This window comes from Thalassobius vesicularis (assembly GCF_004799325.1).
Classification (GTDB): domain Bacteria; phylum Pseudomonadota; class Alphaproteobacteria; order Rhodobacterales; family Rhodobacteraceae; genus Thalassobius; species Thalassobius vesicularis.
This window is the reverse complement of sequence record NZ_SSMD01000003.1, coordinates 136,017-158,484: the sequence shown is the minus strand read 5'-3', so window position 1 is coordinate 158,484 and position 22,468 is coordinate 136,017. Positions and strand designations below refer to the sequence as shown.

Here is a 22,468-nt window from a genome sequence, read left to right as displayed (position 1 = left end):
GTTTCTATCAAAGGGAGTTTCCGCCGATGTCTCTACTGCGTGCCGGGATGCGTGCGATGATGATCGTGGCCACTGTGCTGGGGCTGACAAGCGCCCCCCTGCTGGCCGAGATGGCGCAGCCGAGTGGTAATGTCATCTTAACGGTGACGGGCAAGATTGGCGAGACAAACGCAGAGGGTGCGGCGCGCTTTGATCTGGAGATGCTGCAAGACCTGCCCGCGACCCAGATCCGGACCACGACGATCTGGACCACGGGTGAGAAGACGTTCGTCGGCGTCTCGCTGGACACGTTCCTGAAGGCGATCGATGCCCAGGGCAGCCATCTGCGCGCGACCGCGATCAACGATTACGCCGTTGAAATCCCCGTGACGGATGCTGCCCCGGGCGGGCCGATCATCGCCTACCTGCAGAACGGCGAAGAGATGTCGGTGCGCAACAAGGGGCCGCTCTGGATCGTCTATCCCTATGATTCCTCGTCGGATTTCCGGACCGAGGTGATTTACTCGCGCAGTATCTGGCAATTGGACCGGATCGTCGTGCACGACTGAGCGCGTCATGCGGAAAGGCTGGACCTTACGACGACAGGGATACACGGTGCTGCTGACGGCGGCACTGTTGTGCATTATGGCGATCGTGTCGCTGACCCAGGCGGTATCGCGCGATCTGGACCTGTTGGAATCCGCGAACTCGGACAACGTGCAATGGACCCTGTCGCAGGCCGAGGTGGAATACCTGTCCTTTGAACGGTCGTTGGACCACGCGCTGGCGGCCCGCTCGGTGTCGCGCGACCAGATTCAGCGCGGGTTCGACATCTTCTACAGCCGGATCACGACGCTTGAGACAGGTTCCCTATACAAGGACTTGCGCAATACGGCCGAGTTCAACCAGGCCTTGGCGAATATCCGCGTGTTTCTGGACGGTAACGTCGATCTGATCGACCGGTTGGACAGCGCCACAGAGGCGGAAATGCTGCAACTGGAGACCGACGCCGAGGCGCTTTCGAATGATGTGCGCCACCTGTCGACCTCGGGATTGTACTATTTTGCCAAACTTTCTGACAATCAGCGCGAGTCGATCTCGGTGTCGCTGATGCGGCTGGCCTTTGTCACCACCTCGCTGATCGCGGCGCTGGGGCTGCTGGCATATTATTCGCACTGGATGGGCCAGCAGACCGAACGCTCCAAGCGCGAGCTGGAGGCGGCGTATACGCGGTTGAACACGGTGGTGAACGCCTCGCTGGATGCGGTGATCGTGTCGGATTATCAGGGCCGGGTGCTGGATTTCAACAAAGCCGCGGAAAAGATATTCGGCTACAGTCTGGATCAGGTTCTGGGACTGCCGCTGGCCGATTTCCTGATCCCGCCGGATTTGCGCAACCGCCACCGCGAAGGCATCGCCCGCATGAACCTGACCGGCGAAACCCGCGTCGTCGGCCACGGGCGGATCGAACTGCGCGCGATGCGCGCCAACGAAGAGGTGTTCCCCTGCGAACTGGCGCTGGAAAGCGCGGGCAGCGGCAAAGACCGTATCGTCATCGGGTTCCTGCGCGACATCACCAGCGTGAAAGCCGCCGAGCAGGAGCTGGTCGAGGCGCGCGACCATGCGCTGGCCGGTGAAAAGGCCAAGGCTGATTTTCTTGCGGTGATGACCCATGAAATCCGTACGCCGCTGAATGGTGTGCTGGGCAACCTGTCCCTGTTGGAGGGCACCAAGCTGAACGACCGGCAGACCCGGTTTGCGCAGAACATGCAAATCTCGGCGCGGCAGCTGATGGCGCATGTGGACGCGGTGCTGGACATCGCCCGCTACGAGGCCGGCAAACACTCGGTCCGGCGGGCGCCGACCGATCTGGGCGCGATGTTGCAGGACATCGTCGCCTCGCAAAGCGGGTATGCCGCGGCCAACCGCAACACCCTAAGCAGCCGTTGGGAAGGCGAACCTCCGGGCTGGGTGATGGCCGACGCGGCGCAGGTGCAGCAGGTATTGCTGAACCTTGTGGGCAACGCGATCAAGTTCACCCATGGCGGCCAGATCACGCTGGAGGCCGAGTGTCTGGACGCCCCCGCCCCGCAGACGGCGCGGATCGAGTTCCGGGTCATCGACACCGGGATCGGCATCGCGGAGGCGGATCAGGCGCGGATTTTCAACGACTTCCAAACCGTTGATGCCTCGTACCAGCGCAGTGCCGGGGGCACGGGACTGGGTCTGGGAATCGTGCAGCGCCTTGTGCATGGCATGGGCGGCGAGCTCGGCGTCGAAAGCGAGCCGGGCGAAGGCAGCGTGTTCTGGGTCCGCCTGGATTTCGCCCAAACAGCGGAACCCGAAACCCGCGTGGCATACGATTCGGTGCGGTCGGGCTCGCGGTCTTTGCAAGTACTGGCGGTCGAGGATAACGAGATCAACCTGCAAATCCTGCAAGAGCATCTGGCGCTGTTGGGACATACCGTCAGCGTGGCACATAACGGTCAGGAAGGCGTCGATGCGGCCGCGGCAACCCGGTTCGACGCGATCTTCATGGATATCAGCATGCCGGTGATGGACGGGCTGGAAGCCGCGCGGCGGATACGCGCCGGGGGTGGCGCCAGCCATGACGTGCCAATCATCGCCCTGTCGGCGAACGTCTTACCTGAAATGCGGGAACGCATCACGCAGGCTGGCATGACGGGCTTTGTCGGCAAACCCTACCAGCAGCAGGATCTGCTCAACGTGCTGGACCCGCTGAGCGAGGATGCTCCCGCAAACCCTGCCAGCAACTCGCCCCAACCCGGCGTGCTGTCCGAGCTGCAAGACAGGTTCGAGCGCGAAACCGATGAGTTGCTGGACTGGCTTGAAACCCTGCCCGAGGATCATGCCGAGATCGCCGCGCGCAGCCACATGGTGGCGGGCAGTGCGGCGGCCTTTGGCAATCTGGACCTGCGCAACGGTTTGATCCGTCTGGAACAGGCCGCCGAACAGCGGGCAGAGCGCGCCGTACTGGAACGCCACATCGCAGAGGTGCGCCAGATCTGGTCGGACGCCTGATCGGCCCTTAGTTGTTAAGCAGGAACACAGCACCCACGATGCCCAGCACCCGCGCGGCCTCGGCCACGTTGGTGACATTGCTGTCGTAGCAGGCCACGGCATCGCCCGGCAGCAGGTAGGGATCGTAATCGTCCCGGTCCGCACGGCGCAGCAGCGGCTCGATGTCCCGTTCGATCACGGTCGAGACCTGGCTGATCGGGTTGCGCGACACCAGAATGGCCGAGCGGTTGGCGCTGGTCGCCCGCGCACCACCGACACAGTTGGCATCGACGACGGCCTGGATGTAGCGGGTGCCATAGGGCACTTCGCGGACCTCTCGACCGATGGCCGAGGACGCGTTGTTCGAGGCCGGCTGCGTCAGGTTCGACAGGTACAGGCTGATCCCCGGCGGCGACAGCGGGCCGGGTTTCATCAACTCGTCCTGGAAACAGCCGCGGCTGGGCACTTCGATCTGATCGCCAGTCAGCAGCATGATGTCCTCGCCGGTCTGGCCGTCGAACAGATCGCGCAGGTCCAGAACATGGGTCCGCCCCGCGCGGGTCAACTTGACCGCCGACAGGTCGGCATCGGGACGCACACCGCCCACGGCCCGGATCGCAACGGACAGATTGCGCCCCTCAGTCGAGGAGCCAAGCGCCGCTTGCCGCGCCGAATCCACCCTGTCACCCGAGGTGCCGCCGATCTCGACCGCGTGGGGTTCGAACACCGCGCCTTTCACCCCAACAGAGACCGAGGCGAAGTCGGTCATCCGCACAGACAGGCGCGGCAGGGCGTCGTAGAAGCCTTCTTCGATCAGGGCGCGGCCCAGATCCGCCTCGACCTGCGCGGGACTGCGGCCTTGCGCCGGGATCGGTTTCAGGAACGGCAACTTCAGCGTGCCATCACGCGAGACAACGTAAGGGCCGCTGAGCGTTTCGTCGGAATCCACGCGGATATCGACCAGATCGCCCCGGCTGAGCCATTCGCCCATCAGAGAGCGAGTCGCCAGATGCGCGCCCTTGGCCAGACGGCTGCCTGGCCCGTCGCCCAGATGCCCGCCAAGCGGTGTCATGCAGCGTTCCGCATTCATCCGGGCCGAGACCAAGAGCGGCGCGTCAGGCACCCGCGCAGGTGGTTCGCGGTACTGCGCCTGATAGGCACCACCCTGGGCCACGGGCTCGATATTTCCGGGGGGAACGACCGCACCACAGGCCCCAAGAAGGGCAAGCCCAAACCCGGCCAGAGTCGTCGGTATGCGGGATTTGGGCATGAAGGCTCCGGTCTGCTCGTGGCTTTTCTGTAGTTTAGTGCGGGGGGCCCTGACAAGGCAACAGGCGTCACGCCCCAACCGGCAAGCGGTTATGGAATGTGTCCGGTTGGATAGGACATCACCCGAACACCCGCCCCATCAAGCCCTCCGCGCAGAAGCAATCCAGAGGGCACGCGGATAGGTTGGAAACACCCCAAGCACGGTTACGATCATGAACACGCAGTTTTCCCCCCTTGGCCATCTGGCCCGCTCATTGGCGGCTTATGGAGCCTCTGAAATCGCCGCCAAGGGATCTCGGCTGTTCGTGGTCGTGGCCGTGGCACATAGTCTGGATGTGGGGCAGATCGGGCTGGCCGCCACCGCGCTGGCCGCGGCTGACATCCTGAAAGCGTTTACCGAAAACGGTGTGATCCAGCGTATCATCGCCGCCCCCGCCGACCGGCTGGAGGCAACCTGCGCCGCAGCACATCGCATTTTCTGGGTCTGGTGTCTGGGCCTGTTTGGCCTGCAATCGCTGGTGGCCGGGGCCGTCTGGATGGCCACCGCTGAACCACTGGTGCCGCTGCTGATCCTGCTCCTGGCCGGGGAATACCTGTTCATGCCCGGTGGGCTGGTTCAGGCCGGTCTGGCGATGCGGGCGGGCAAACTCAGCCGCACCGCCGCCATCGCTGGCAGCCAGATCGTGCTGTCGAATATTCTGGCGGTCGTCCTGACGCTGGCCTGGCCCTCGGCGCTTGCGCTGATCCTGCCGCGTCTGCTGACCGCCCCCTACTGGCTAATTGCCATGCGCCGCCTCCAGCCTTGGCGGCGTAACCCCGAGGTCCGTCCGGCCGAGCTTGGTCCCTTTCTCTCCTATGGTTGGGCGGTCCTCGGGGTCGAAATCGTCAAGGCACTGCGGATGCAGGCCGACAAGCTGGTCGTGGGCCTGCTTCTGGGCACCGAAGCCCTGGGCGTCTACTTCATGGCGTTCAACGCAGGCCTGAGCATCGCCAGCTCGTTCTCGGTCGCGTTTGCCAACGTGCTGTTCCCGCATCTGTGCAACGCCACCGACCGCGCTGGTGCCCTTCGCCAAGGCGTACTGCTGAGCATGGGGCTGATCACGCCCGTCGTTCTGGCCCAGGCCGCATTGGCCCCGATCTATGTGCCGCTGCTGCTGGGGGCGGATTGGGCGGATCACGCCGGGATCGTCTCGGTTCTGTGCCTAGCCGCCATTCCCACGCTGCTGTGGACCTCGGCCGCAGGTTGGCTGCGCTCGAACGATCGCCCGCAGACCGAGTTCACCGTCACCACCCTGCTGACCGTTCTGTTGGTTCTGAACACCGTCGTGATGGCGCCGCACGGGCTGATGCCGATTGCCATCGGCTATGTGGTCCTGACCTCGGTGGTCCTGACGATCGCCTCGCTGCCCGCCCTGATCTTTGCCTTCTCCCGCCCTATGGTCACCGCCTGAGAGCTTCCCATGCCCCGTTTTTCGATCATCATCCCCGCCTTCAACGCCGCCGACACGATCGGCGACACCCTCAGCAGCCTGATCGCGCAAACCTGCCCGGACTGGGAGGCGCTGGTCGTCGATGACGGCTCGACCGATGCGACGCGCGAAATGGTTGCCCAGTGGGCCTCGCGCGATGCGCGGATCCGGCTGATGGGGCACCCCGGCAACGGCCCCAGCGATGCGCGCAATTTCGCGGCCTTCCACAGGGCACGGGGCGAGATCCTGGCCTTTTGTGATGCCGATGACCTGTGGGTGCACACCAAACTGGCCGAGGTCGCCCTGACCATGGCGCCCCTGGGCTGCGACGGGGCCTTTGGCAAAGTTGCGTTCTTTTCGCGAAACACCACCGATGCACGCACTCTGTCGAACTTGCCCGACGGCCCGCTGAGCATTCCCCAATTGATGGGCGAAAACCCGGTCTGCACTCTGTCCAACCTGTCCGTTCGGCGCGAGGTCTTCCTGATCTCCGGCGGCTTCGATCCCAGCTTCGTGCATAACGAAGATCTGGACTGGCTGATCCGCGCCGTCGGCGCGGGCGTCGAGCTGCGGGCCATGGACAGCGTGCAGGTCTGGTATCGCACGTCCCATGGCGGGCTGTCCTCGGACCTGCCGGCCATGCGATCCAGCCGGGCGCGGGTTCTGAAAACCGCCCGCCGCTATGGCTATGCCGCTTCGCCCATGACCGAGGCGATCTACCTTCGCTACCTGGCGCGTCGCGCCCTGCGGCTGGATCTAGGCCGGGCCGAGGCGCTGCGCCTGTCGCTGCGCGGCCTGTGGATCAGCCCGCGCGGGTTCTGTTCCCCTGCACGACGGGGGCTGGTGACGGCGCTGGCGTCGATGGCCGCCCCGTTCCTGCCGCGCTCTGTCCGCCGCGCCCTTTTCAGCCACTGAGACCCGATATGCCCAAAGCCTCCATTGTTGTCCCCGCCTACAACGTCACCGCTACCCTGTCGCAAACCATCGCCGCGCTGCGCGCCCAGACCTATGACGACTACGAGATCATCATCGTGAATGATGGCTCGACCGACGCGACCCCTGCCCTGGCCGACACGCTGGCGCAAAAACCGGGCGTCAGGGTTATTCACCAGAAAAACCGTGGCCTGGCAGGCGCACGCAATTCCGGCATTGCGGCCGCACGGGGGGATTATATCGGGTTCTGCGACGCGGATGACCTGTGGATGCCGACCAAGCTGGCCGCCCATGTCGCGCATCTGGAAGCCAACCCCTCGGTCGGGCTCAGCTACTCTGGCTCGCGCCTGATCGCCGCGGATGGCAGCCCCACACGCCACCGGCAACGCCCGCGCCTGACGGATGTGACCGCCGCGCATATCCTCAAGCGGAACCCGATCGGCAACGGATCGGCGCCTGTTCTGCGCCGCTCGACCCTGGCCGCGATCGCCTGGCGCCCGCTGCACGAAACAGAACGCGACTGGGTCTTCGACGAAACGTTTCGCCAGTCCGAGGACATCGAATGCTGGCTGCGCCTGGCACTAACCACCGATTGGGATATCGAGGGCGTCCCCGGCGATCTGACACTGTACCGCGTCAATCCGGGTGGGCTGTCGGCCAACACCGCGCAACAGTTGCAGTCGTGGGAACGGATGATCCACAAGTTGACCCCGCTGGACCCCACGTTTTTCGCCACGCACTCCCCGGCGGCGCGGGCCTATCAGCTGCGCTATCTGGCGCGCCGCGCGATCAGCGATCTGGACGGCTCGACCGCGCGCCGATTGATGCGCCTGTCCAACACCACCTCGCTGCGACCCTATCTGGAAGAACCGGCCAAGACGCTGATCACGCTGGCCGCCTCGCTGCTGCTGGTCGGGCTGGGCACGCGCACCGTGCGCAAACGTCTGGGCCTGACCGACCACACCGCGTCCGAAGTTTGATTGAGGATTTTTGCCATGCACCGCCCCACCATCGTTCACTTGATCGACGACACCAATGCCGGCGGCGTGATGCGCCTGCTGGAGCATATCTGCGCCGACCCCGAAATGAACCGCACCGCGCAGCACATTATGCGCCCGGTCAAACGCGGCGCGCTGTCGATGCGCCGGATTCAGGCCGATGTGATCGTCTCTCATCTGTCGATCAGCTGGCGCACGCTGCCCTCTCTGATCTCTTTGCGGGCGGTGCATCCGGGCACGCCGCTGATCCATGTCGAGCATAGCTACACCCAAAGCTTCACCGCGTTGAACGTGCCCAACCGCGAGCGGTTCTTCAGCCTGCTGCGCATCGGCTATTCGCTGTTCGACCATCAGGTCGCCGTCAGCCATGCGCAGGCGCGTTGGATGTTCCGCCGTCGGTTGGTGGATCTGGGCAAGCTGACCGTCATCCCGCCGATGGTGGGGCTGGAGCGGTTTGCCGCCCTGCCCGCCCCCGCGGCCAGCACCCCCCGCCGGATCGGCGCCATCGGGCGGCACGACCGCCAGAAGGGGTTTGACCTGCTGATCTCGGCCTTCCGCGCGGTCAAAGACCCGAACGCCGAGTTGATGTTCTTCGGCGAAGGGCCGGAAACCGAGCAGTTGAAACATCTGGCCGCTGGGGATCGCCGCATCACCTTTGCCGGTCATGCCGCCGATCCGGTGGCCGCGATGGCCAGCGTCGACGCCCTGGCGATGCCTTCCCGCTGGGAGGCCTATGGTCTGGTCGCACTGGAGGGACGCATGGCAGGACGGCCCGTGCTGGTCTCGCCTCAGGATGGGCTGAAGGATCAGGTCGCCGCTGGCGCGATCCCGGTCCAGTCGTTCACGGTTGAGGCATGGACCGAGGCGCTGACCGCCTTGTTGCAGGGCGACATCGCCGTACCGGCCCGCCCTGACCCGGCCGAACTGGAACGCGACTTTGCACAGAATTGGCAGCAAATGCTGCACGCGGTTCTGACATCGGACGATACCCAACTGGCGGCCTGATTTGATCCCTCAAGGCGGCTGAGTCGTAGTGACGCCGCCTCCATCCTCGCTTATGTTCGCGACAGGCAACAAGCGGATGGAGTCCCCGAAATGACGCAATTTTCGATGACGCGACGGGGATTTTGCGCGGCGATGGCGGCAGCGACGGTCGCACGCCCGGCTTTGGCCAGCCCCGAGACCCTGATCGCCCGCAAGGCAGACGTCCAACTGGCACCCGAAGGCTACGGCGCGACCCAGGTCTGGTCCTATGATGGCTCGGTCCCCGGGCCGGTCCTGCGGGCGCGGCAGGGTCATCGGATCACCCGCCAGCTGGTGAACGAACTGGACGTGCCGACCTCGGTCCATTGGCACGGCATTCGCATCGACAACGCGATGGATGGCGTGGCGGGCCTGACGCAAGACGCGGTGCCGCCGGGGGGCACCTTCGACTATGACTTCGCCCTGCCCGATGCCGGGACCTACTGGTACCATGCCCACACCAACTCGATGGAGCAGGTCGCGCGCGGCCTGTCCGGTGCCCTGATCGTCGAGGAACCCGACGCCCTCGACGTGGACCGGGACGAGGTGCTGGTGCTGGACGACTGGCTGCTGGACCCGGCCACGGGCGGCTTTGCCGAACCCTTCAACCACCCCATGATGATGAGCCACGGCGGCCGCACCGGCAATCTGGTCGGCGTGAACGGGCGCTACGATTTCACCCTGACCGCCCAACAGAACGAACGGCTGCGGCTGCGCCTGATCAATGCCGCCAACGCGCGGATCTTCGATCTGCGGCTTGAGGGGATGACCGGCTGGGCCATCGCGCTGGACGGCATGCCGCTGGACGCTCCGGTTCCGGTGACGGACGTGATCACGCTGGCACCGGCGCAACGCATCGACCTGATCGTGGACATTGTCGCCCAAGAGGCCGGGCTGCTGATGTGGATGCAGGAAGACAACTGGCAGCTGCTGGCCGATGTCACGGTCAGCGGCCAGTCGGCGCGCGCGGCGCGGCCCGCCCCCTCGGCCTTGCCGCCCAATCCGCGGATGGAGCTGCCCGCGCTGGCCGATGCCCGCAAGCTGGAGATGGTAATGGAAGGCGGTGCCATGGCTGGCATGGAAAGCGCCGTCTATCAGGGCGAGCGCCTGAGCTTTCGCGAGATGATCGAACGCGGCCAGTTCTGGGCGCTGGCTGGTCAGGCCGGGCTATCCGACACCCCGTTTGCGAAGCTTTCGATCGGCGAACCGGTGCGCCTGAAACTGATCAACCGCACGGTTTTTCCGCACGGGATGCACCTGCACGGCACACATTTCCGCGAAGTGCACGCCGACGGCAGCCTCGGCCCCCTGCGCGACACCATCCTGAGCGTCCCGAACCAACCGCTCGAGATCGCCTTTGCCGCCGACAATCCGGGCAAATGGCTGTTTCACTGCCACATGCTGGCCCATGCGGCCAGCGGCATGACCACATGGATCAACGTCGCCTGAGGGCGGTGCAAAGCATCGGGTTTCACGAGGAAAACTTCGCAAACGTGCGGGATATACCTTGTCTTTCAAGGTGGTACCCAAGGTCGGACTCGAACCGACATGACCGTTAGGCCGGGGGATTTTGAATCCCCTGCGTCTACCATTCCGCCACTTGGGCACGTCGCACACCTCTACCCAACCGTTTGCGCCCCGTCCAGAGGCAAAAGCGCGGTTGACGGCGCGGCGTGTCCGTGGCGTAACGGGGGCAAGCAACAGGACCCTGCACATGCTGCATTCGCTATACCGCTGGACCATGTCCATGGCCGACCATCCCCGCGCCTTGTGGGTGCTGGCGGCAATCTCGTTCATCGAGGCGTCGGTGTTCCCGATCCCGCCGGATGTGCTGATGATCCCGATGATTCTGGCCGCCCCGCGCCGGGCTTGGCTGATTGCCAGCGTGGCGCTTGTCTCCTCTGTGGCGGGCGGGCTGCTGGGCTACCTGATCGGCGCGCAGTTCTATGAACAAATCGGCCGCCCCATTCTGGAAACCATGGGCAAGGCCGACGCCATGGCCGAGTTCAACACCCGCTTCAACGACTTCGGCTTCTGGCCGGTGCTGATCGCCGGGGTGACCCCCTTCCCGTTCAAGGTCATCACCATCATGTCCGGCTGGACCGGCCTGCCACTGAGCGTATTCATCGTGACCTCGATCCTCGCACGTGGCCTGCGGTTTTTCGTGGTCGCCGCGCTCTTGTGGAAATACGGCGCACCAATTCGTGACTTCATCGAAAAGCGGTTGGGCTTGATGTTCACCCTCTTCGTCGTCATCCTGCTGGGCGGCTTCTATCTGGTGAAATTCCTATGATCCTTGACCGTAAAACACTGATTTCCTTAGCAGCGGCCGGGTCTGCGGGCCTTTTGGGCGGGGCATTCGTGTTCCAGTTCCTCGGCTACGCCCCGTGCGAGATGTGCCTGTGGCAACGCTGGCCCCATGCGGCGGCGATCCTGATCGGGGTGATCGCCCTGGCAACGGCATCGCGGGCCCTGTGCTGGCTGGGCGCGCTGGCGGCCGGTATCACCGGCGCGCTGGGGGTCTACCATACGGGGGTCGAGCGCGCCTGGTGGCAAGGCCCCACCAGCTGCACCGGTTCGGGCGGGATGGATGCCAATAACCTTCTGGCGATGGACGGCCCCAAGATCGTGCTGTGCGATCAGGTGGCATGGGAGCTGTTCGGCATCTCGATGGCCAGCTGGAACGCGATTTTCTCGTTCGGGCTGATGGTCATCTGGATCATGGCCGCCCGCGCCCGCCGCTAAAGAAAAGGCCCCCGCAAGGGGGGCCAGTTTCGCCGCTCAAGCTCGATCATTGATACCGCTCGGTGTTTTATGCCTGCGGCCTGAGCGTCGCCGGGACGAGCGCACCCGCCCCGAGTTCCGTTGACAGTTTGCACCGTCCTTGGTGGTCGTCGCGGTCAAGAATTTTTAAAATTCTTGACCAAATTCTTTGAAAGAATTTGGGCCGGCCCCGAGGGACCGGCCACCATCCTTAGCTGCAGCCCGACGTTGCGCCGCAGGTGTTGCACTTCATACAGGTGCCATTGCGCACCAGCGTGTAGTTGCCGCAATCGCCGCAAGCCTCGCCCTCGTAGCCCTGCATCTTGGCCTTGGTGCGCGCGTCCATCGACACCGCGCCCGAGCTGACCGCCGTCGAGCCCGCCAGCATCGCACCGCCCGTCCCGGTGCCCATCGTCTCGGGCACCAGCGTCTGCAACGCCGCTTCGGGATCGCGCCCGAAAGCCACGCCGCCCAGAGATTGGCCGCCCTGCAGCACCACCAGCTCTTGCGGCAGGCGCTTGCGCAGGTAGCCGGTCGAGCTGATCTGCTTCAGCATCTCCAGGCTGCGGGTGGCAGCGGTTTCGCTCAGCTCTTCGACGTTCGACACGCCTTCCTCGACCCCACGACCCAGGTCATCGAACGAGGCGCCCTGCGGTTTCACATGGGCCAGGTCGGTGCGGTCCAGATAGGACACGGCCAGCTCGCGGAAGATGTAGTCCAGGATCGAGGTCGCGTTCTTGATCGAGTCGTTGCCCTGCACGATCCCGGCCGGCTCGAACTTGGTGAAGGTGAAGGCGTCCACGAACTCCTCCAGCGGCACGCCGTATTGCAGGCCCACGGACACGGCGATGGCGAAGTTGTTCATCATCGCCCGGAAACCGGCCCCTTCCTTGTGCATGTCGATGAAGATCTCGCCCAGCGTACCGTCGCCGTATTCGCCGGTACGCAGGTAAACCTTATGCCCGCCGACCACGGCCTTCTGGGTGTAGCCCTTGCGGCGCTCGGGCAGCTTTTCGCGATGCGCGCGGACGATTTCCTTGACCACGATCTTCTCGACGATCTTTTCGGCCAGAACGGCGGCCTTTTCCTGCGGGGTGCCGGTTTCCAGCACCTCGGCAGCGTCGTCGTCATCCTCGATCAGGGCGGCAGCCAGCGGCTGCGACAACTTCGAGCCGTCGCGGTACAGTGCGTTCGCCTTGATGCCCATCTGCCAGCTGCGTTCATACGCGGCCTGGCAATCCTCGATCGTGGCCGAGTTCGGCATGTTGATCGTCTTGGAAATCGCGCCCGAGATGAACGACTGCGCGGCGGCCATCATGTCGATGTGGCTGTTCACCGACAGGTAGCGCTTGCCCTTCTTGCCGCAGGGGTTGGCGCAATCGAAGATCGCGTAGTGCTCCTCCTTCAGGAAGGGCGCGCCTTCCAGCGTCATCGTCCCGCAGACGTGGTCGTTGGCGGCCTCGATGTCCTTCTTGCTGTAACCCAAGTGGGTCAGCAGGTTAAAGGTCGGGTCGGCCAGCTTGGCGGCGGGGACTTTCAGCACGTTGGTGCAGAATTCCTCGCCCAGGGTCCACTGGTTGAACACAAAACGGATGTCGAAGGCCGAGGCCAGCGAGCGTTCCACCTTGTCCAGCTCGGTCTCGGTGAACCCGTGCTGCATCAGGCTGGCGTGGTTGATCCCCGGCGCGTTGCCAAGGGTGCCGTGACCGACGGCGTAGCTGACGATTTCCTCGATCTGGGCGCTGGAATAGCCCAGCTTCTCCAGCGCGGCAGGAACCGAGCGGTTGATGATCTTGAAGTAGCCGCCACCGGCCAGCTTCTTGAACTTCACCAGCGCGAAGTCGGGCTCGATCCCGGTGGTGTCGCAATCCATGACCAGACCGATCGTGCCGGTCGGCGCGATGACCGAGACCTGCGCGTTGCGGTAACCGTGCTTTTCGCCCAGCTTCAGCGCCTCGTCCCAGCTGGTCATAGCCAGCTCGGCCAGACGTTGATCGGGCACATTGGCCAGATCCAGCGGCACCGGCTTCACGGCCAGTTTCTCGTAGCCTTCGGAGGCGCCATAGGCGGCCGTCCGGTGGTTGCGGATCACGCGCAGCATGTGCGCCTTGTTGCGCTCGTAGCCGTCAAAAGCGCCCAGCTCGCCCGCCATCTCGGCCGAGGTCGCGTAGGCCACGCCGGTCATGATCGCGGTCAGCGCGGCACCCAGGGCGCGACCCTCTTTGCTGTCATAGCCAAAGCCCATGTTCATCAGCAGACCGCCGATGTTGGCGTAGCCCAGACCCAGCGTGCGGAAGTCATAGGACAGCTGAGCGATTTCCTTGGACGGGAACTGCGCCATCATCACGCTGATTTCCAGCGTCACGGTCCACAGACGGGTGGCGTGCATGTAGTCGTCAGCCTGGAACTCTCCATCCTTCAGGAAAGTCAGCAGGTTCATCGAGGCCAGGTTGCACGCGGTATCGTCCAGGAACATGTATTCCGAGCACGGGTTCGAGCCGCGGATTTCACCGTCTTCCGGGCAGGTGTGCCAGGCGTTGACGGTGTCATGGAACTGGATGCCCGGATCGGCGCAGGCCCAAGCGGCGTGGCCGATGTCTTCCCACAGATCACGCGCCTTGACGGTCTTTGCGACGGCCCCATCGGTGCGGCGCAGCAGCTCCCAATCGGCATCGTCCTTGACCGCCTTCAGGAAGGCATCGGTGACGCGGACCGAGTTGTTCGAGTTCTGGCCCGAGACCGAGGCGTATGCTTCGCTATCCCAATCGGTGTCGTAGGTCGGGAATTCGATGCTTTCATAGCCCTGACGCGCGTAGTCCAGCACCCGTTTGACGTAGGTTTCAGGGATCTGCACCTTGCGGGCGCTGCGGATCGCGGTTTTCAGGGTCTCGTTCTTGGCCGGATCGACGGCATCCTCGGACGAGCCGTCCCAGGCGCGGATCGCGTCGAAGATCTCGTTCAGCTTGGCCTCGTGCATCTTGCTGCCTGCAACGATGCTGGCGACTTTCTGCTCTTCCTTCACCTTCCAGTTCACGAAGTCCTGGATATCGGGGTGATCGACGTCGCAGATCACCATCTTGGCCGCGCGACGGGTGGTGCCGCCCGACTTGATCGCGCCAGCGGCGCGATCACCAATCTTGAGGAAGCCCATCAGGCCCGACGACTTGCCGCCGCCCGACAGACGCTCGCCCTCGGCACGCAAGCTAGAGAAGTTGGTGCCCGTGCCCGAGCCGTATTTGAACAGGCGCGCCTCGCGGACCCACAGGTCCATGATGCCGCCCTCGCCGACCAGATCATCGGCCACCGACTGGATGAAGCACGCATGGGGTTGCGGATGCTCATAGGCGCTGGCGGATTTGGTCAGGGTCTTGGACTGGTGATCGACGTAGTAGTGGCCCTGCGACGGGCCGTCGATGCCATAGGCCCAGTGCAGGCCGGTGTTGAACCACTGCGGGCTGTTCGGCGCGGCCTTTTGCGTGGCCAGCATGAAGCGCATCTCGTCGTAATAGGCGCGCGCGTCTTCCTCGGTCGAGAAATAGCCGCCCTTCCAGCCCCAATAGGCCCAGGCGCCGGCCAGACGGTCGAACACCTGCTTGGCGCTGGTCTCACCGCCGGTTTCCGCGCCCTTGGCGGCCGGAACCGAGCGCCACAGGAACTCGGGCACGCCCGCTTCCTTCACCTTCTTAAGACGCGCCGGAACGCCGGCCTTTCGGAAGTATTTCTGAGCGATCACGTCCGATGCGACCTGGCTCCAGCTGGTCGGCACTTCGACTTCGTCCAGGCGAAAAACAATGGTGCCGTCCGGATTGCGGATTTCAGACGCGGTGGTGCGGAAATCCAGCTCGGAATATGCGTCCTGCCCGGCCTTGGTGAATTTGCGTTCAATCTTCATTTGCGCTGCCCCATGATTCAGCTTCTCCCTCGACCGGATGTCGTTGCACCCGGGCCTCTTCAAAACGGCAGGCAAAGCAACCCCGTCCGGCGCCTGTGCGGTCCGGCCCGTCGGGGCCTGATGCCCCTGATCTTGCTAAGTTCTGTCCCCTGCCCACAGCCCACTATATGTTGTGGACGTTTTGGTCGGCCCCCACAATTTGAAGCAGGTACCCCTAAAGGGTCAACGCCATTTTTTCGAATTTTCCGGGTTTTTGCTGTTGACCGGCACCCCCGGCGAACAGCGGGTGATTCAATTGGTTAACGTCACAGCAAGCCACCCTGTGGGCATGTTTGTGGATATCCTCGATTTTCCCAACAAACCGGCAGCTTTAGCGGAATTTCTGCAGTCGCAACATGAACTTGCGGCGATGCAGCAAATCAAAAGATTAACAAATTTATCTATTGGTGGTTATTTCATCAAGCCCTGCCACAAGATGCGGTAGCACTCCGAATCGTCGCGCCAGATCGTAACCGGCGCGGCCATTGAAATCGTGATTTTCAGAAAATGGTCGGGGCGGAGAGATTCGAACTCCCGACCCTCTGTTCCCAAAACAGATGCGCTACCAGACTGCGCTACGCCCCGGACCGAAGCACCACATACAGACCTGTTGCCGGATTGAAAAGCTAAAATCGTGCCGCTTGCACCCAGTCAACAGGGCCAGGCCGCAATCGCCTGCGGCACCGCGGGGTGACGCATCCGTGTGCCCGGTTTCAGGCCCAACATCTGGGCCATGCCGCCGTTGATCTCCAGCACGAAACGCACCTGCGTGCCCCCCGGCACAGGTGTTTCGTCGCCGGGTTGCGCGTTCTCGTGCAGCGCCGTGACGGTGCCGGTTTCATCCATGAAAATCATGTCCAGCGGGATCAGCGTATTGCGCATCCAGAAAGCCACGGGCTGCGGGCGCGGATAAACGAACAGCATTCCGCTACCGCGCGGCATCGCCTCTCGGTGCATCAGGCCCTGCGCCCGTTCCTCGGCATCGTCGGCCAGCTCGACGCGGAACTGGGCGTGTCCCCAGTCGCCGGACAAGTCCACGATATCTGTTCGGCAAGCGCCAGCCAGTGCAGACCCTGGCCCGGCAATGACCAGCAGGGCAGCAATCAGGTGCCGCCCCACCGACATCACGCGTCGACCGTGAATTTCAGCGCTGCTTCCCAGGCCAAGATCTCGGTGGCCATGCGTCCGCGTTTGCCGTCGATCACCCGCAGGCCAACGGCCTCTCCGGGTTGAAGATCGGACAGACCCGAGCGCCGAAGCACTTCGATATGCACGAACACGTCTTCGCCCAAGCCAAACACGTTGGCAAAGCCGAATCCCTTTGCCTTATCGAACCATTTCACCCGCGCCGGCTCTAGCGGAGCGTTGCGGATCAGTTCGGGATCGATTTCCTCGAAATCCGCAAGCGCAGACCCTTCGCCAGGTTTCGGCGGATCGACACGGTGTACCTCTGTGGCTTGTACACCCCGACCCGTTTCCTGAACGGAAATCTCGATAAATGCGCCATCCGCAACCGAGCTTTGCCCAAAATTGCGAAGCACGTTTGCATGAAGCAGGATATCAGGCCCGCCGGATTCGGCGACCACGAAACCAAACCCTTTAACAGGGTCAAACCATTTAACGTGCCCGTGTACCCTACGAGCGCCGTCAGTCTCAGTATTCACAGCGTTGGTACCCACTTGAACGTCATCCCCATGACATTAGTGATACATATCATGCCCCCGCCGCAAGTCAAAAATTGACTTTTTTCAACCGGTTGCATTTCGCGTCACGTGAGTGTCAGGGGTTTAGACGTGTAATTTCCCAGATTGATTCAGGCCCTTCTCGCCGCCAGACAAACCTGTCGTGCAGCCGAAACGCCCCGTCTGCCCAGAACTCAATCTCAACCGGAGTGATTCTGTAACCTCCCCAAAAGGATGGTCTCTGCGGGTTCGGTCCATGTTGCGCGGTGATTTTTGCAACCTCGGCCATCAGCGCGGTGCGCGAACTCAGCGGGCGCGACTGTTTGGACGCCCACGCGCCCAGCCGACTTTTGAGCGAGCGCGACTTGTAATAGTCGTCCGCCTGGGGCCCTTCCTCGCGAGTGACGGTGCCCCGCACGCGGATTTGGCGGCGCAGGGATTTCCAATGCATCACAAAGGCGGCCTTGCCATCCTGCTCGATCTCTTGGGCCTTGGCGCTTTCGTAATTGGTGTAGAAAACAAAGGCCGCGTCCTCGATTTCCTTCAGCAAAACCATGCGCGCATTGGGCAGCCCGTTGGCGTCAACCGTCGACAGCGCGATCGCATTGGGATCGTTCACCTCGGTCTGTTCAGCCTCGGCCAGCCAGCGGCGGGCGATCTCGAACGGGTCATCCCCTGCGAAAATTCCGGTCCTGTCGGTCATCTGTCGTTCCTGCTTCTCGATCATCGTTAACGGTGCGTGGCATCCTGCCCACCCGATATGGTGTATTCTACCCCTGCGTCCAGACGCGGCGTAAAGGCTGCACTTGAAGCGCAAGAGGCAATCCCCTAAAGCACTCTTAACCAGATAAGCACGTCAGGGAATGCGATATGTCAAATCAACTGATGGCCGGTAAGCGCGGTCTGATCATGGGGCTGGCGAACGACAAGTCGATCGCCTGGGGCATCGCCAAGGCATGCGCCGACGCGGGCGCCGAGATGGCCTTTACCTATATGGGCGATGCTTTCCGCAAGCGCGTCGTTCCGCTGGCCGACCAACTGGGCGTCGACACGCTGATCGATTGCGACGTGTCGGACCCGGCCTCGATCGACGCGGCCTTTGCCGAGATCCAGGCCAAGTGGGGCAAGCTGGACTTCCTGGTCCATGCCATCGGCTTTTCCGACAAGAACGAGCTGCGCGGCCGCTATGTCGAAACCTCGCGCGACAACTTCCTGATGACGTTGGACATCAGCTGCTACAGCTTCACCGCCGTGATGCAGCGCGCCGAGAAACTGATGACCGAGGGCGGCAGCGCCTTGACGCTGACCTATTACGGCGCCGAGCAGGTCATGCCGCATTATAACGTCATGGGCGTGGCCAAGGCCGCACTTGAGGCATCGGTGAAGTACCTTGCCGAAGATCTGGGCAAGGACGGCATCCGCGTCAACGCGATCAGCGCCGGCCCGATCAAGACGCTGGCCGCCAGCGGCATCGGCGATTTCCGCTATATCCTGAAGTGGAACGAGCTGAACTCGCCCCTGCGCCGCAACGTGACCATTGACGACGTGGGCAAATCGGCGCTTTACCTGCTGTCCGACCTGGGCAGCGGCGTAACCGGCGAGAACCTGCATGTGGATGCGGGCTATCACGTGGTCGGCATGAAAGCCGTGGATGCCCCCGATATCGACGTTGTGACCGGAAGGAAGGACTGATGGCCGAAACCCGCCTGCCCCACGAAAAAGGCTTCCACATCAGCTGGGACCAGATCCACCGCGACAGCCGTGCGCTGGCATGGCGTCTGGACGGCAACGGGCCGGACAATGGGGACTGGCGGGCCATCGTCGCGATTACCCGTGGCGGCATGGCCCCCGCGATGATCATCGCGCGCGAGCTGGACATCCGCACCATCGACACGATCAGCGTGAAATCCTACGACCACCAGTCACAAAGCGAGGCACAGGTGCTGAAAGCGCCCGACGCGGGCCTGATGGGCGACGGCACCGGGATTCTGGTGATCGACGATCTGGTGGACAGCGGCAAGACGCTGGAACTGGTGCGCGCGATGTACCCCAAGGCGCATTTCGCCACCGTCTACGCCAAGCCCAAGGGCCGTCCGCAGGTGGACACCTACATCACCGAAGTCAGCCAGGACACGTGGATCTTCTTCCCGTGGGACATGGCCCTGCAATATGTCGAGCCCTACCGCGGCAAGGACTGACCGGACCAACGCTCCGACACAAGACAAGACAGAAAAACGGGCGAAAGCGATTGCACGCCCGTTTTTTCATTGCTCTAACTGATCGCAATACCCGGCCCTCCGATAGATCAGGAGCATAAGATGACCATTTCGCGGACCGCCACGACCTTCCCCTCTCCGGTGATGGAGGCGCGGCGCTGGATCGCGGGCAAGACGTTCAGCCCCGAGAAACCGCTGATCAATGTCAGCCAGGCTGCCCCCGTGGAACAGCCCCCGCTGGCCCTGCGCGAGGCGATTGCCGACACCGCGCTGAACCTGCCTTCGGCGCATCTGTATGGGCCGGTGCTGGGCCTGCCCGATCTGCGCGCCGAGGTGGCCAGCCAGTTCAGCGCCAGCTACGGCGGCCAGATCGAGGCGGAAAACGTCTGCATCACCTCGGGCTGCAATCAGGCCTTTTGCGCGGCCTTGGTCACGCTGACCACCGAAGGGGATGAAGTTATCCTGCCAACCCCTTGGTATTTCAATCATAAAATGTGGCTGGACATGACCGGCGTGCGCGCCGTCGCTTTGCCCACCGGCCAGGGATTGCTGCCCGACCCGGACGTCGCACAGGCGCTGATCACACCGCGCACCCGCGCCATCGTGCTGGTCACGCCCAACAATCCGGGCGGCGCGGAATACCCGCCCGAGCTGATCGCCGCCTTCCGCGACGTGGCCCGCACGGCCGGAATCGCGCTGATCGTGGACGAGACCTATCGCGATTTCCACAGCTGCGACGGCGCCCCGCATGATCTGTTCTCCGACCCCGACTGGGATGACACGGTGATTCAGCTCTACTCGTTCTCCAAGGCGTATCGTCTGACCGGCCACCGCGTGGGGGCGATGATCTCCAGCCCGGCGCGTCTGGCCGAGGTCGAGAAATTCCTCGATACCGTCACGATCTGCCCCAACCAGCTTGCGCAGCACGCGGCGCTGTGGGGGATGCGCAACCTGCGCCAATGGCTGGCCGGTGAACGCGCCGAGATCCTGGACCGCCGCGCCGCGATCGAAGAGCATTTCCCCAAGCTAGAGGAGAAAGGCTGGAAACTGCTGGGGGCCGGCGCCTATTTCGCCTATGTCCAGCACCCGTTCCGCCGCTCGTCCCTGCAACTGGCGCAGGACATGGTGGACGAAGCCGCGGTTCTTGCCCTGCCTGGCACCATGTTCATGCCCTCGGACGACCCGGCAGGCGAGCGTCAGCTGCGGATTGCCTTTGCCAATATTGATCGCACAGGGATCACACAGCTGTTTGAGCGCCTTGCAGCCCTTGCCCCGCGCGGGGTCTCGTCGTAGACACGCACGACGAATGAAATTGACCCGGAAAAGGGAAGCACATGGCGCGCGGTGGAACGACCAAAATTCTGATCTGGATCCTGATGGCGATGCTCATTCTGGGCCTTGGCGGCTTCGGGGTGATCAACCTTTCGGGCAGCGTGCGGACCGTGGGGTCCGTCGGCGAAGAAAAGATCAGCGTTCAGCAATACGGTCGCGCCCTGCAAGAAGAGCTGCGCAACATCGAAGCCCGCACCGGTCAGCGCCTGTCGCTGGCGGACGCGCAGGCGCGCGGCATCGACAAGGGTGTTCTGGGCCAGATGATCGGCGCCGCCGCGCTGGATAACGAAGCGCGGCAGATCGGCCTGTCCATGGGCGACGAAATCCTGCGCCGCCAGATCCTGCAAATCCCCGGCTTCAAGGGGCCGGACGGCAAGTTCGACCGCGAAAGCTACAAGTTCGCGCTGTCGCAGACCGGCCTGTCGGAAAGCGAATTCGAAGACGAGATGCGCCGCGAATCCGCCCGCTCGCTGCTGCAGGGCGCGATCATCGCCGGGGCCTCGATGCCGGAAACCTATCTGGACACACTGATGGGCTTCATCGCCGAGCGCCGCAACTTTACCTGGGCCGTGCTGGATGCCAACACGATGCCCGTCGTGCTGCTGGACCCGACCGAAGAGCAGCTGATCGCCTATCACGACAATCACAAGGCCGATTTCACCACCCCGGCGATGAAAAAGCTGACCTATGTCTGGCTGACCCCCGACATGCTGCTGGACAAGGTCGAGGTGGACGACGCCTCTGTCGTCGCGCAATACGAGGCGAACAAGGCCGAGTACATGCGCCCCGAGCGTCGCCTAGTCGAACGTCTGGCCTTTGCCGACACCGAGGCCGCATCGGCCGCCAAGGCGCGGATTGAAACCGGCGAGACCGATTTCGAAGCCATCGTGACCGAGCGTGGCCTGCAACTGTCGGACATCGACCTGGGCGACGTCACCAAGGAAGAGCTGGACGCCGCCGGTGGCGCGGTCTTCAACGCCGCTGTTGGTGATGTTGTCGGCCCGTTTGACACCAACCTGGGCCCGGCCCTGTTCCGCGTGAACGGCATTCTGGCCGCGCAGGAAACCTCGCTCGAGGATGCCCGTCAGGAAATCCGCGATGACCTGGCCGCCGACCGCGCGCGCCGCCAGATCGAAACCGTGACCGAGCAGATCGACGACCTGCTGGCCGGTGGCGCAACGCTCGAAGAACTGGTGACCGAGGCGCATATGCAGCTGGCAACGCTGGACTGGCACGCCGATGCGGATGCGCCGGTGAACGGTTTCGCCGCGTTCCGCGATGCGGCCGAGGCCGTGGCCGAGGGCGACTATCCGCAGGTGATCCGACTGGACGACGGCGGCATCGCCGCGCTGCGCATGGAAGGCATCGTTGATCCGCGCCTGCAACCGCTGGACGAGGTCCGCGACGCCGTGATCGAAGGCTGGAAGGCCGAGCAGACCTCGACCGCGCTGAAGGCGCTGGCCGACGATCTGGTCACCCAACTGGCCACCACCGGCGACATGGCCGCGCTTGGCCTGACCGCGCAGGTCGAAACCGGCGTGACGCGTCAGCAATTCGTGACCGGCGCTCCGGCGGGCTTCCTGACCAAGGTGTTCGAGATGAACAAGGGCGATGTCGCGGTCGTGGCCGGTGACCTGCTGGTGACCATCGTACGCCTTGACGACGTGCTGGCGCCCGATGCCGACAACCCGGATGTCCAGATGATCCGCAAGCAGCTGTCGCAGGATGTTGCCGCCTCGCTGGCGCAGGACCTTTACGCGGCCTACGCGTCCGAGATTCAGGCCCGCGCCGGGATCACGCTGGATCAGGCCGCAATCAACGCGGTCCACGCGAATTTCCAGTAAGGAGCGGC

At 63.6% G+C, this 22,468-nt stretch carries 19 protein-coding genes and 2 tRNA genes; 14 read left to right on the top strand and 7 right to left on the bottom strand.

What is annotated here, in order from left to right; translation table 11 throughout:
• Positions 1-26: 26 nt before the first annotated feature.
• Entirely contained in the window at positions 27-548 is a 522-nt protein-coding gene (locus E7681_RS07260; RefSeq protein ID WP_246032423.1) for a putative pterin-binding protein, read from the top strand.
• 7 nt (positions 549-555) lie between these two features.
• Positions 556-3,021, top strand: a complete 2,466-nt coding sequence (locus E7681_RS07255) for a hybrid sensor histidine kinase/response regulator (protein WP_136338612.1) — start codon at positions 556-558, stop codon at positions 3,019-3,021.
• Between the two features lie 7 nt (positions 3,022-3,028).
• Here E7681_RS07255 and E7681_RS07250 read toward each other — a convergent pair whose 3' ends face one another.
• Positions 3,029-4,270, bottom strand: a complete 1,242-nt coding sequence (locus E7681_RS07250) for a polysaccharide biosynthesis/export family protein (protein ID WP_136338611.1) — start codon at positions 4,268-4,270, stop codon at positions 3,029-3,031.
• A 211-nt stretch (positions 4,271-4,481) separates the two neighbouring features.
• On the opposite strand from E7681_RS07250, the gene E7681_RS07245 reads away from it, so the two are divergent.
• From E7681_RS07245 to E7681_RS07225, 5 genes are all read left to right on the top strand, one after another.
• On the top strand, positions 4,482-5,720 hold the full coding sequence (locus tag E7681_RS07245; protein WP_136338610.1) for an oligosaccharide flippase family protein: 1,239 nt from the start codon (positions 4,482-4,484) through the stop codon (positions 5,718-5,720).
• A 9-nt stretch (positions 5,721-5,729) separates the two neighbouring features.
• Complete coding sequence (locus E7681_RS07240) at positions 5,730-6,653, top strand: glycosyltransferase family 2 protein (protein ID WP_136338609.1); 924 nt, start codon at positions 5,730-5,732, stop codon at positions 6,651-6,653.
• Between the two features lie 8 nt (positions 6,654-6,661).
• Positions 6,662-7,651, top strand: a complete 990-nt coding sequence (locus E7681_RS07235) for a glycosyltransferase family 2 protein (RefSeq protein WP_136338608.1) — start codon at positions 6,662-6,664, stop codon at positions 7,649-7,651.
• A gap of 15 nt (positions 7,652-7,666) precedes the next feature.
• Positions 7,667-8,674 (top strand): glycosyltransferase family 4 protein, encoded by a 1,008-nt coding sequence (locus tag E7681_RS07230; protein WP_136338607.1) that lies wholly within the window; start codon positions 7,667-7,669, stop codon positions 8,672-8,674.
• Positions 8,675-8,764: 90 nt separating this feature from the next.
• Positions 8,765-10,141 carry a multicopper oxidase family protein gene (locus tag E7681_RS07225; RefSeq protein ID WP_246032422.1) on the top strand — a complete coding sequence of 459 codons (1,377 nt, stop codon included), beginning with the start codon at positions 8,765-8,767 and terminating at the stop codon, positions 10,139-10,141.
• A 71-nt stretch (positions 10,142-10,212) separates the two neighbouring features.
• On the opposite strand, the gene E7681_RS07220 is transcribed toward E7681_RS07225, so the two are convergent.
• Positions 10,213-10,298, bottom strand: a tRNA-Leu gene (locus tag E7681_RS07220).
• A 108-nt stretch (positions 10,299-10,406) separates the two neighbouring features.
• Between E7681_RS07220 and E7681_RS07215 the strand changes: the two genes are divergently transcribed.
• On the top strand, positions 10,407-10,985 hold the full coding sequence (locus tag E7681_RS07215; protein WP_136338606.1) for a YqaA family protein: 579 nt from the start codon (positions 10,407-10,409) through the stop codon (positions 10,983-10,985).
• Positions 10,982-11,437 (top strand): disulfide bond formation protein B, encoded by a 456-nt coding sequence (locus E7681_RS07210; RefSeq protein ID WP_136338605.1) that lies wholly within the window; start codon positions 10,982-10,984, stop codon positions 11,435-11,437. The genes E7681_RS07215 and E7681_RS07210 overlap by 4 nt, the downstream gene beginning before the upstream one ends.
• Before the next feature lie 229 nt (positions 11,438-11,666).
• Here E7681_RS07210 and E7681_RS07205 read toward each other — a convergent pair whose 3' ends face one another.
• Positions 11,667-15,347, bottom strand: coding sequence for a vitamin B12-dependent ribonucleotide reductase (locus E7681_RS07205; RefSeq protein ID WP_136338604.1), 3,681 nt, complete (start codon positions 15,345-15,347; stop codon positions 11,667-11,669).
• 259 nt (positions 15,348-15,606) lie between these two features.
• Between E7681_RS07205 and E7681_RS07200 the strand changes: the two genes are divergently transcribed.
• Entirely contained in the window at positions 15,607-15,831 is a 225-nt protein-coding gene (locus E7681_RS07200; RefSeq protein WP_168733171.1) for a hypothetical protein, read from the top strand.
• Between the two features lie 63 nt (positions 15,832-15,894).
• Here the strand turns inward: E7681_RS07200 and E7681_RS07195 are convergent.
• The 4 genes from E7681_RS07195 to pdxH all read right to left on the bottom strand — a co-directional run bounded on the left by E7681_RS07195 (position 15,895) and on the right by pdxH (position 17,771).
• Positions 15,895-15,971, bottom strand: a tRNA-Pro gene (locus E7681_RS07195).
• Positions 15,972-16,037: 66 nt separating this feature from the next.
• Complete coding sequence (locus E7681_RS07190) at positions 16,038-16,424, bottom strand: DUF192 domain-containing protein (protein ID WP_342777050.1); 387 nt, start codon at positions 16,422-16,424, stop codon at positions 16,038-16,040.
• 86 nt (positions 16,425-16,510) lie between these two features.
• Positions 16,511-17,050: a cold-shock protein gene (locus E7681_RS07185; RefSeq protein WP_136338926.1), complete on the bottom strand. Its 540-nt coding sequence runs from the start codon at positions 17,048-17,050 to the stop codon at positions 16,511-16,513.
• 115 nt (positions 17,051-17,165) lie between these two features.
• Positions 17,166-17,771 (bottom strand): pyridoxamine 5'-phosphate oxidase, encoded by a 606-nt coding sequence (gene pdxH / locus E7681_RS07180; RefSeq protein WP_136338925.1) that lies wholly within the window; start codon positions 17,769-17,771, stop codon positions 17,166-17,168.
• A 167-nt stretch (positions 17,772-17,938) separates the two neighbouring features.
• Here pdxH and fabI point away from each other — a divergent pair, with 167 nt between their 5' ends.
• The 4 genes from fabI to E7681_RS07160 all read left to right on the top strand — a co-directional run bounded on the left by fabI (position 17,939) and on the right by E7681_RS07160 (position 22,460).
• Positions 17,939-18,760 carry an enoyl-ACP reductase FabI gene (fabI, locus tag E7681_RS07175; RefSeq protein ID WP_136338601.1) on the top strand — a complete coding sequence of 274 codons (822 nt, stop codon included), beginning with the start codon at positions 17,939-17,941 and terminating at the stop codon, positions 18,758-18,760.
• A complete protein-coding gene (gene gpt, locus E7681_RS07170; protein WP_136338600.1) occupies positions 18,760-19,266 on the top strand; it encodes a xanthine phosphoribosyltransferase in 507 nt (168 codons plus the stop codon). Before fabI ends, gpt begins: the two co-directional genes overlap by 1 nt.
• Positions 19,267-19,386: 120 nt before the next feature.
• Positions 19,387-20,577: an aminotransferase gene (locus E7681_RS07165; RefSeq protein ID WP_136338599.1), complete on the top strand. Its 1,191-nt coding sequence runs from the start codon at positions 19,387-19,389 to the stop codon at positions 20,575-20,577.
• 41 nt (positions 20,578-20,618) lie between these two features.
• Positions 20,619-22,460 (top strand): peptidyl-prolyl cis-trans isomerase, encoded by a 1,842-nt coding sequence (locus E7681_RS07160; protein WP_136338598.1) that lies wholly within the window; start codon positions 20,619-20,621, stop codon positions 22,458-22,460.
• Positions 22,461-22,468: the final 8 nt, after the last annotated feature.

Excerpts from the sequence above, each read along its gene's own strand:
- E7681_RS07260 (WP_246032423.1), top strand. The coding sequence starts at position 27 with ATGTCTCTACTGCGTGCCGGGATGCGTGCGATGATGATCGTGGCCACT.
- E7681_RS07255 (WP_136338612.1), top strand. The coding sequence starts at position 556 with ATGCGGAAAGGCTGGACCTTACGACGACAGGGATACACGGTGCTGCTG.
- E7681_RS07250 (WP_136338611.1), bottom strand. The coding sequence starts at position 4,270 with ATGCCCAAATCCCGCATACCGACGACTCTGGCCGGGTTTGGGCTTGCC.
- E7681_RS07245 (WP_136338610.1), top strand. The coding sequence starts at position 4,482 with ATGAACACGCAGTTTTCCCCCCTTGGCCATCTGGCCCGCTCATTGGCG.
- E7681_RS07240 (WP_136338609.1), top strand. The coding sequence starts at position 5,730 with ATGCCCCGTTTTTCGATCATCATCCCCGCCTTCAACGCCGCCGACACG.
- E7681_RS07235 (WP_136338608.1), top strand. The coding sequence starts at position 6,662 with ATGCCCAAAGCCTCCATTGTTGTCCCCGCCTACAACGTCACCGCTACC.
- E7681_RS07230 (WP_136338607.1), top strand. The coding sequence starts at position 7,667 with ATGCACCGCCCCACCATCGTTCACTTGATCGACGACACCAATGCCGGC.
- E7681_RS07225 (WP_246032422.1), top strand. The coding sequence starts at position 8,765 with ATGACGCAATTTTCGATGACGCGACGGGGATTTTGCGCGGCGATGGCG.
- E7681_RS07215 (WP_136338606.1), top strand. The coding sequence starts at position 10,407 with ATGCTGCATTCGCTATACCGCTGGACCATGTCCATGGCCGACCATCCC.
- E7681_RS07210 (WP_136338605.1), top strand. The coding sequence starts at position 10,982 with ATGATCCTTGACCGTAAAACACTGATTTCCTTAGCAGCGGCCGGGTCT.
- E7681_RS07205 (WP_136338604.1), bottom strand. The coding sequence starts at position 15,347 with ATGAAGATTGAACGCAAATTCACCAAGGCCGGGCAGGACGCATATTCC.
- pdxH (WP_136338925.1), bottom strand. The coding sequence starts at position 17,771 with ATGACCGACAGGACCGGAATTTTCGCAGGGGATGACCCGTTCGAGATC.
- fabI (WP_136338601.1), top strand. The coding sequence starts at position 17,939 with ATGTCAAATCAACTGATGGCCGGTAAGCGCGGTCTGATCATGGGGCTG.
- gpt (WP_136338600.1), top strand. The coding sequence starts at position 18,760 with ATGGCCGAAACCCGCCTGCCCCACGAAAAAGGCTTCCACATCAGCTGG.
- E7681_RS07165 (WP_136338599.1), top strand. The coding sequence starts at position 19,387 with ATGACCATTTCGCGGACCGCCACGACCTTCCCCTCTCCGGTGATGGAG.
- E7681_RS07160 (WP_136338598.1), top strand. The coding sequence starts at position 20,619 with ATGGCGCGCGGTGGAACGACCAAAATTCTGATCTGGATCCTGATGGCG.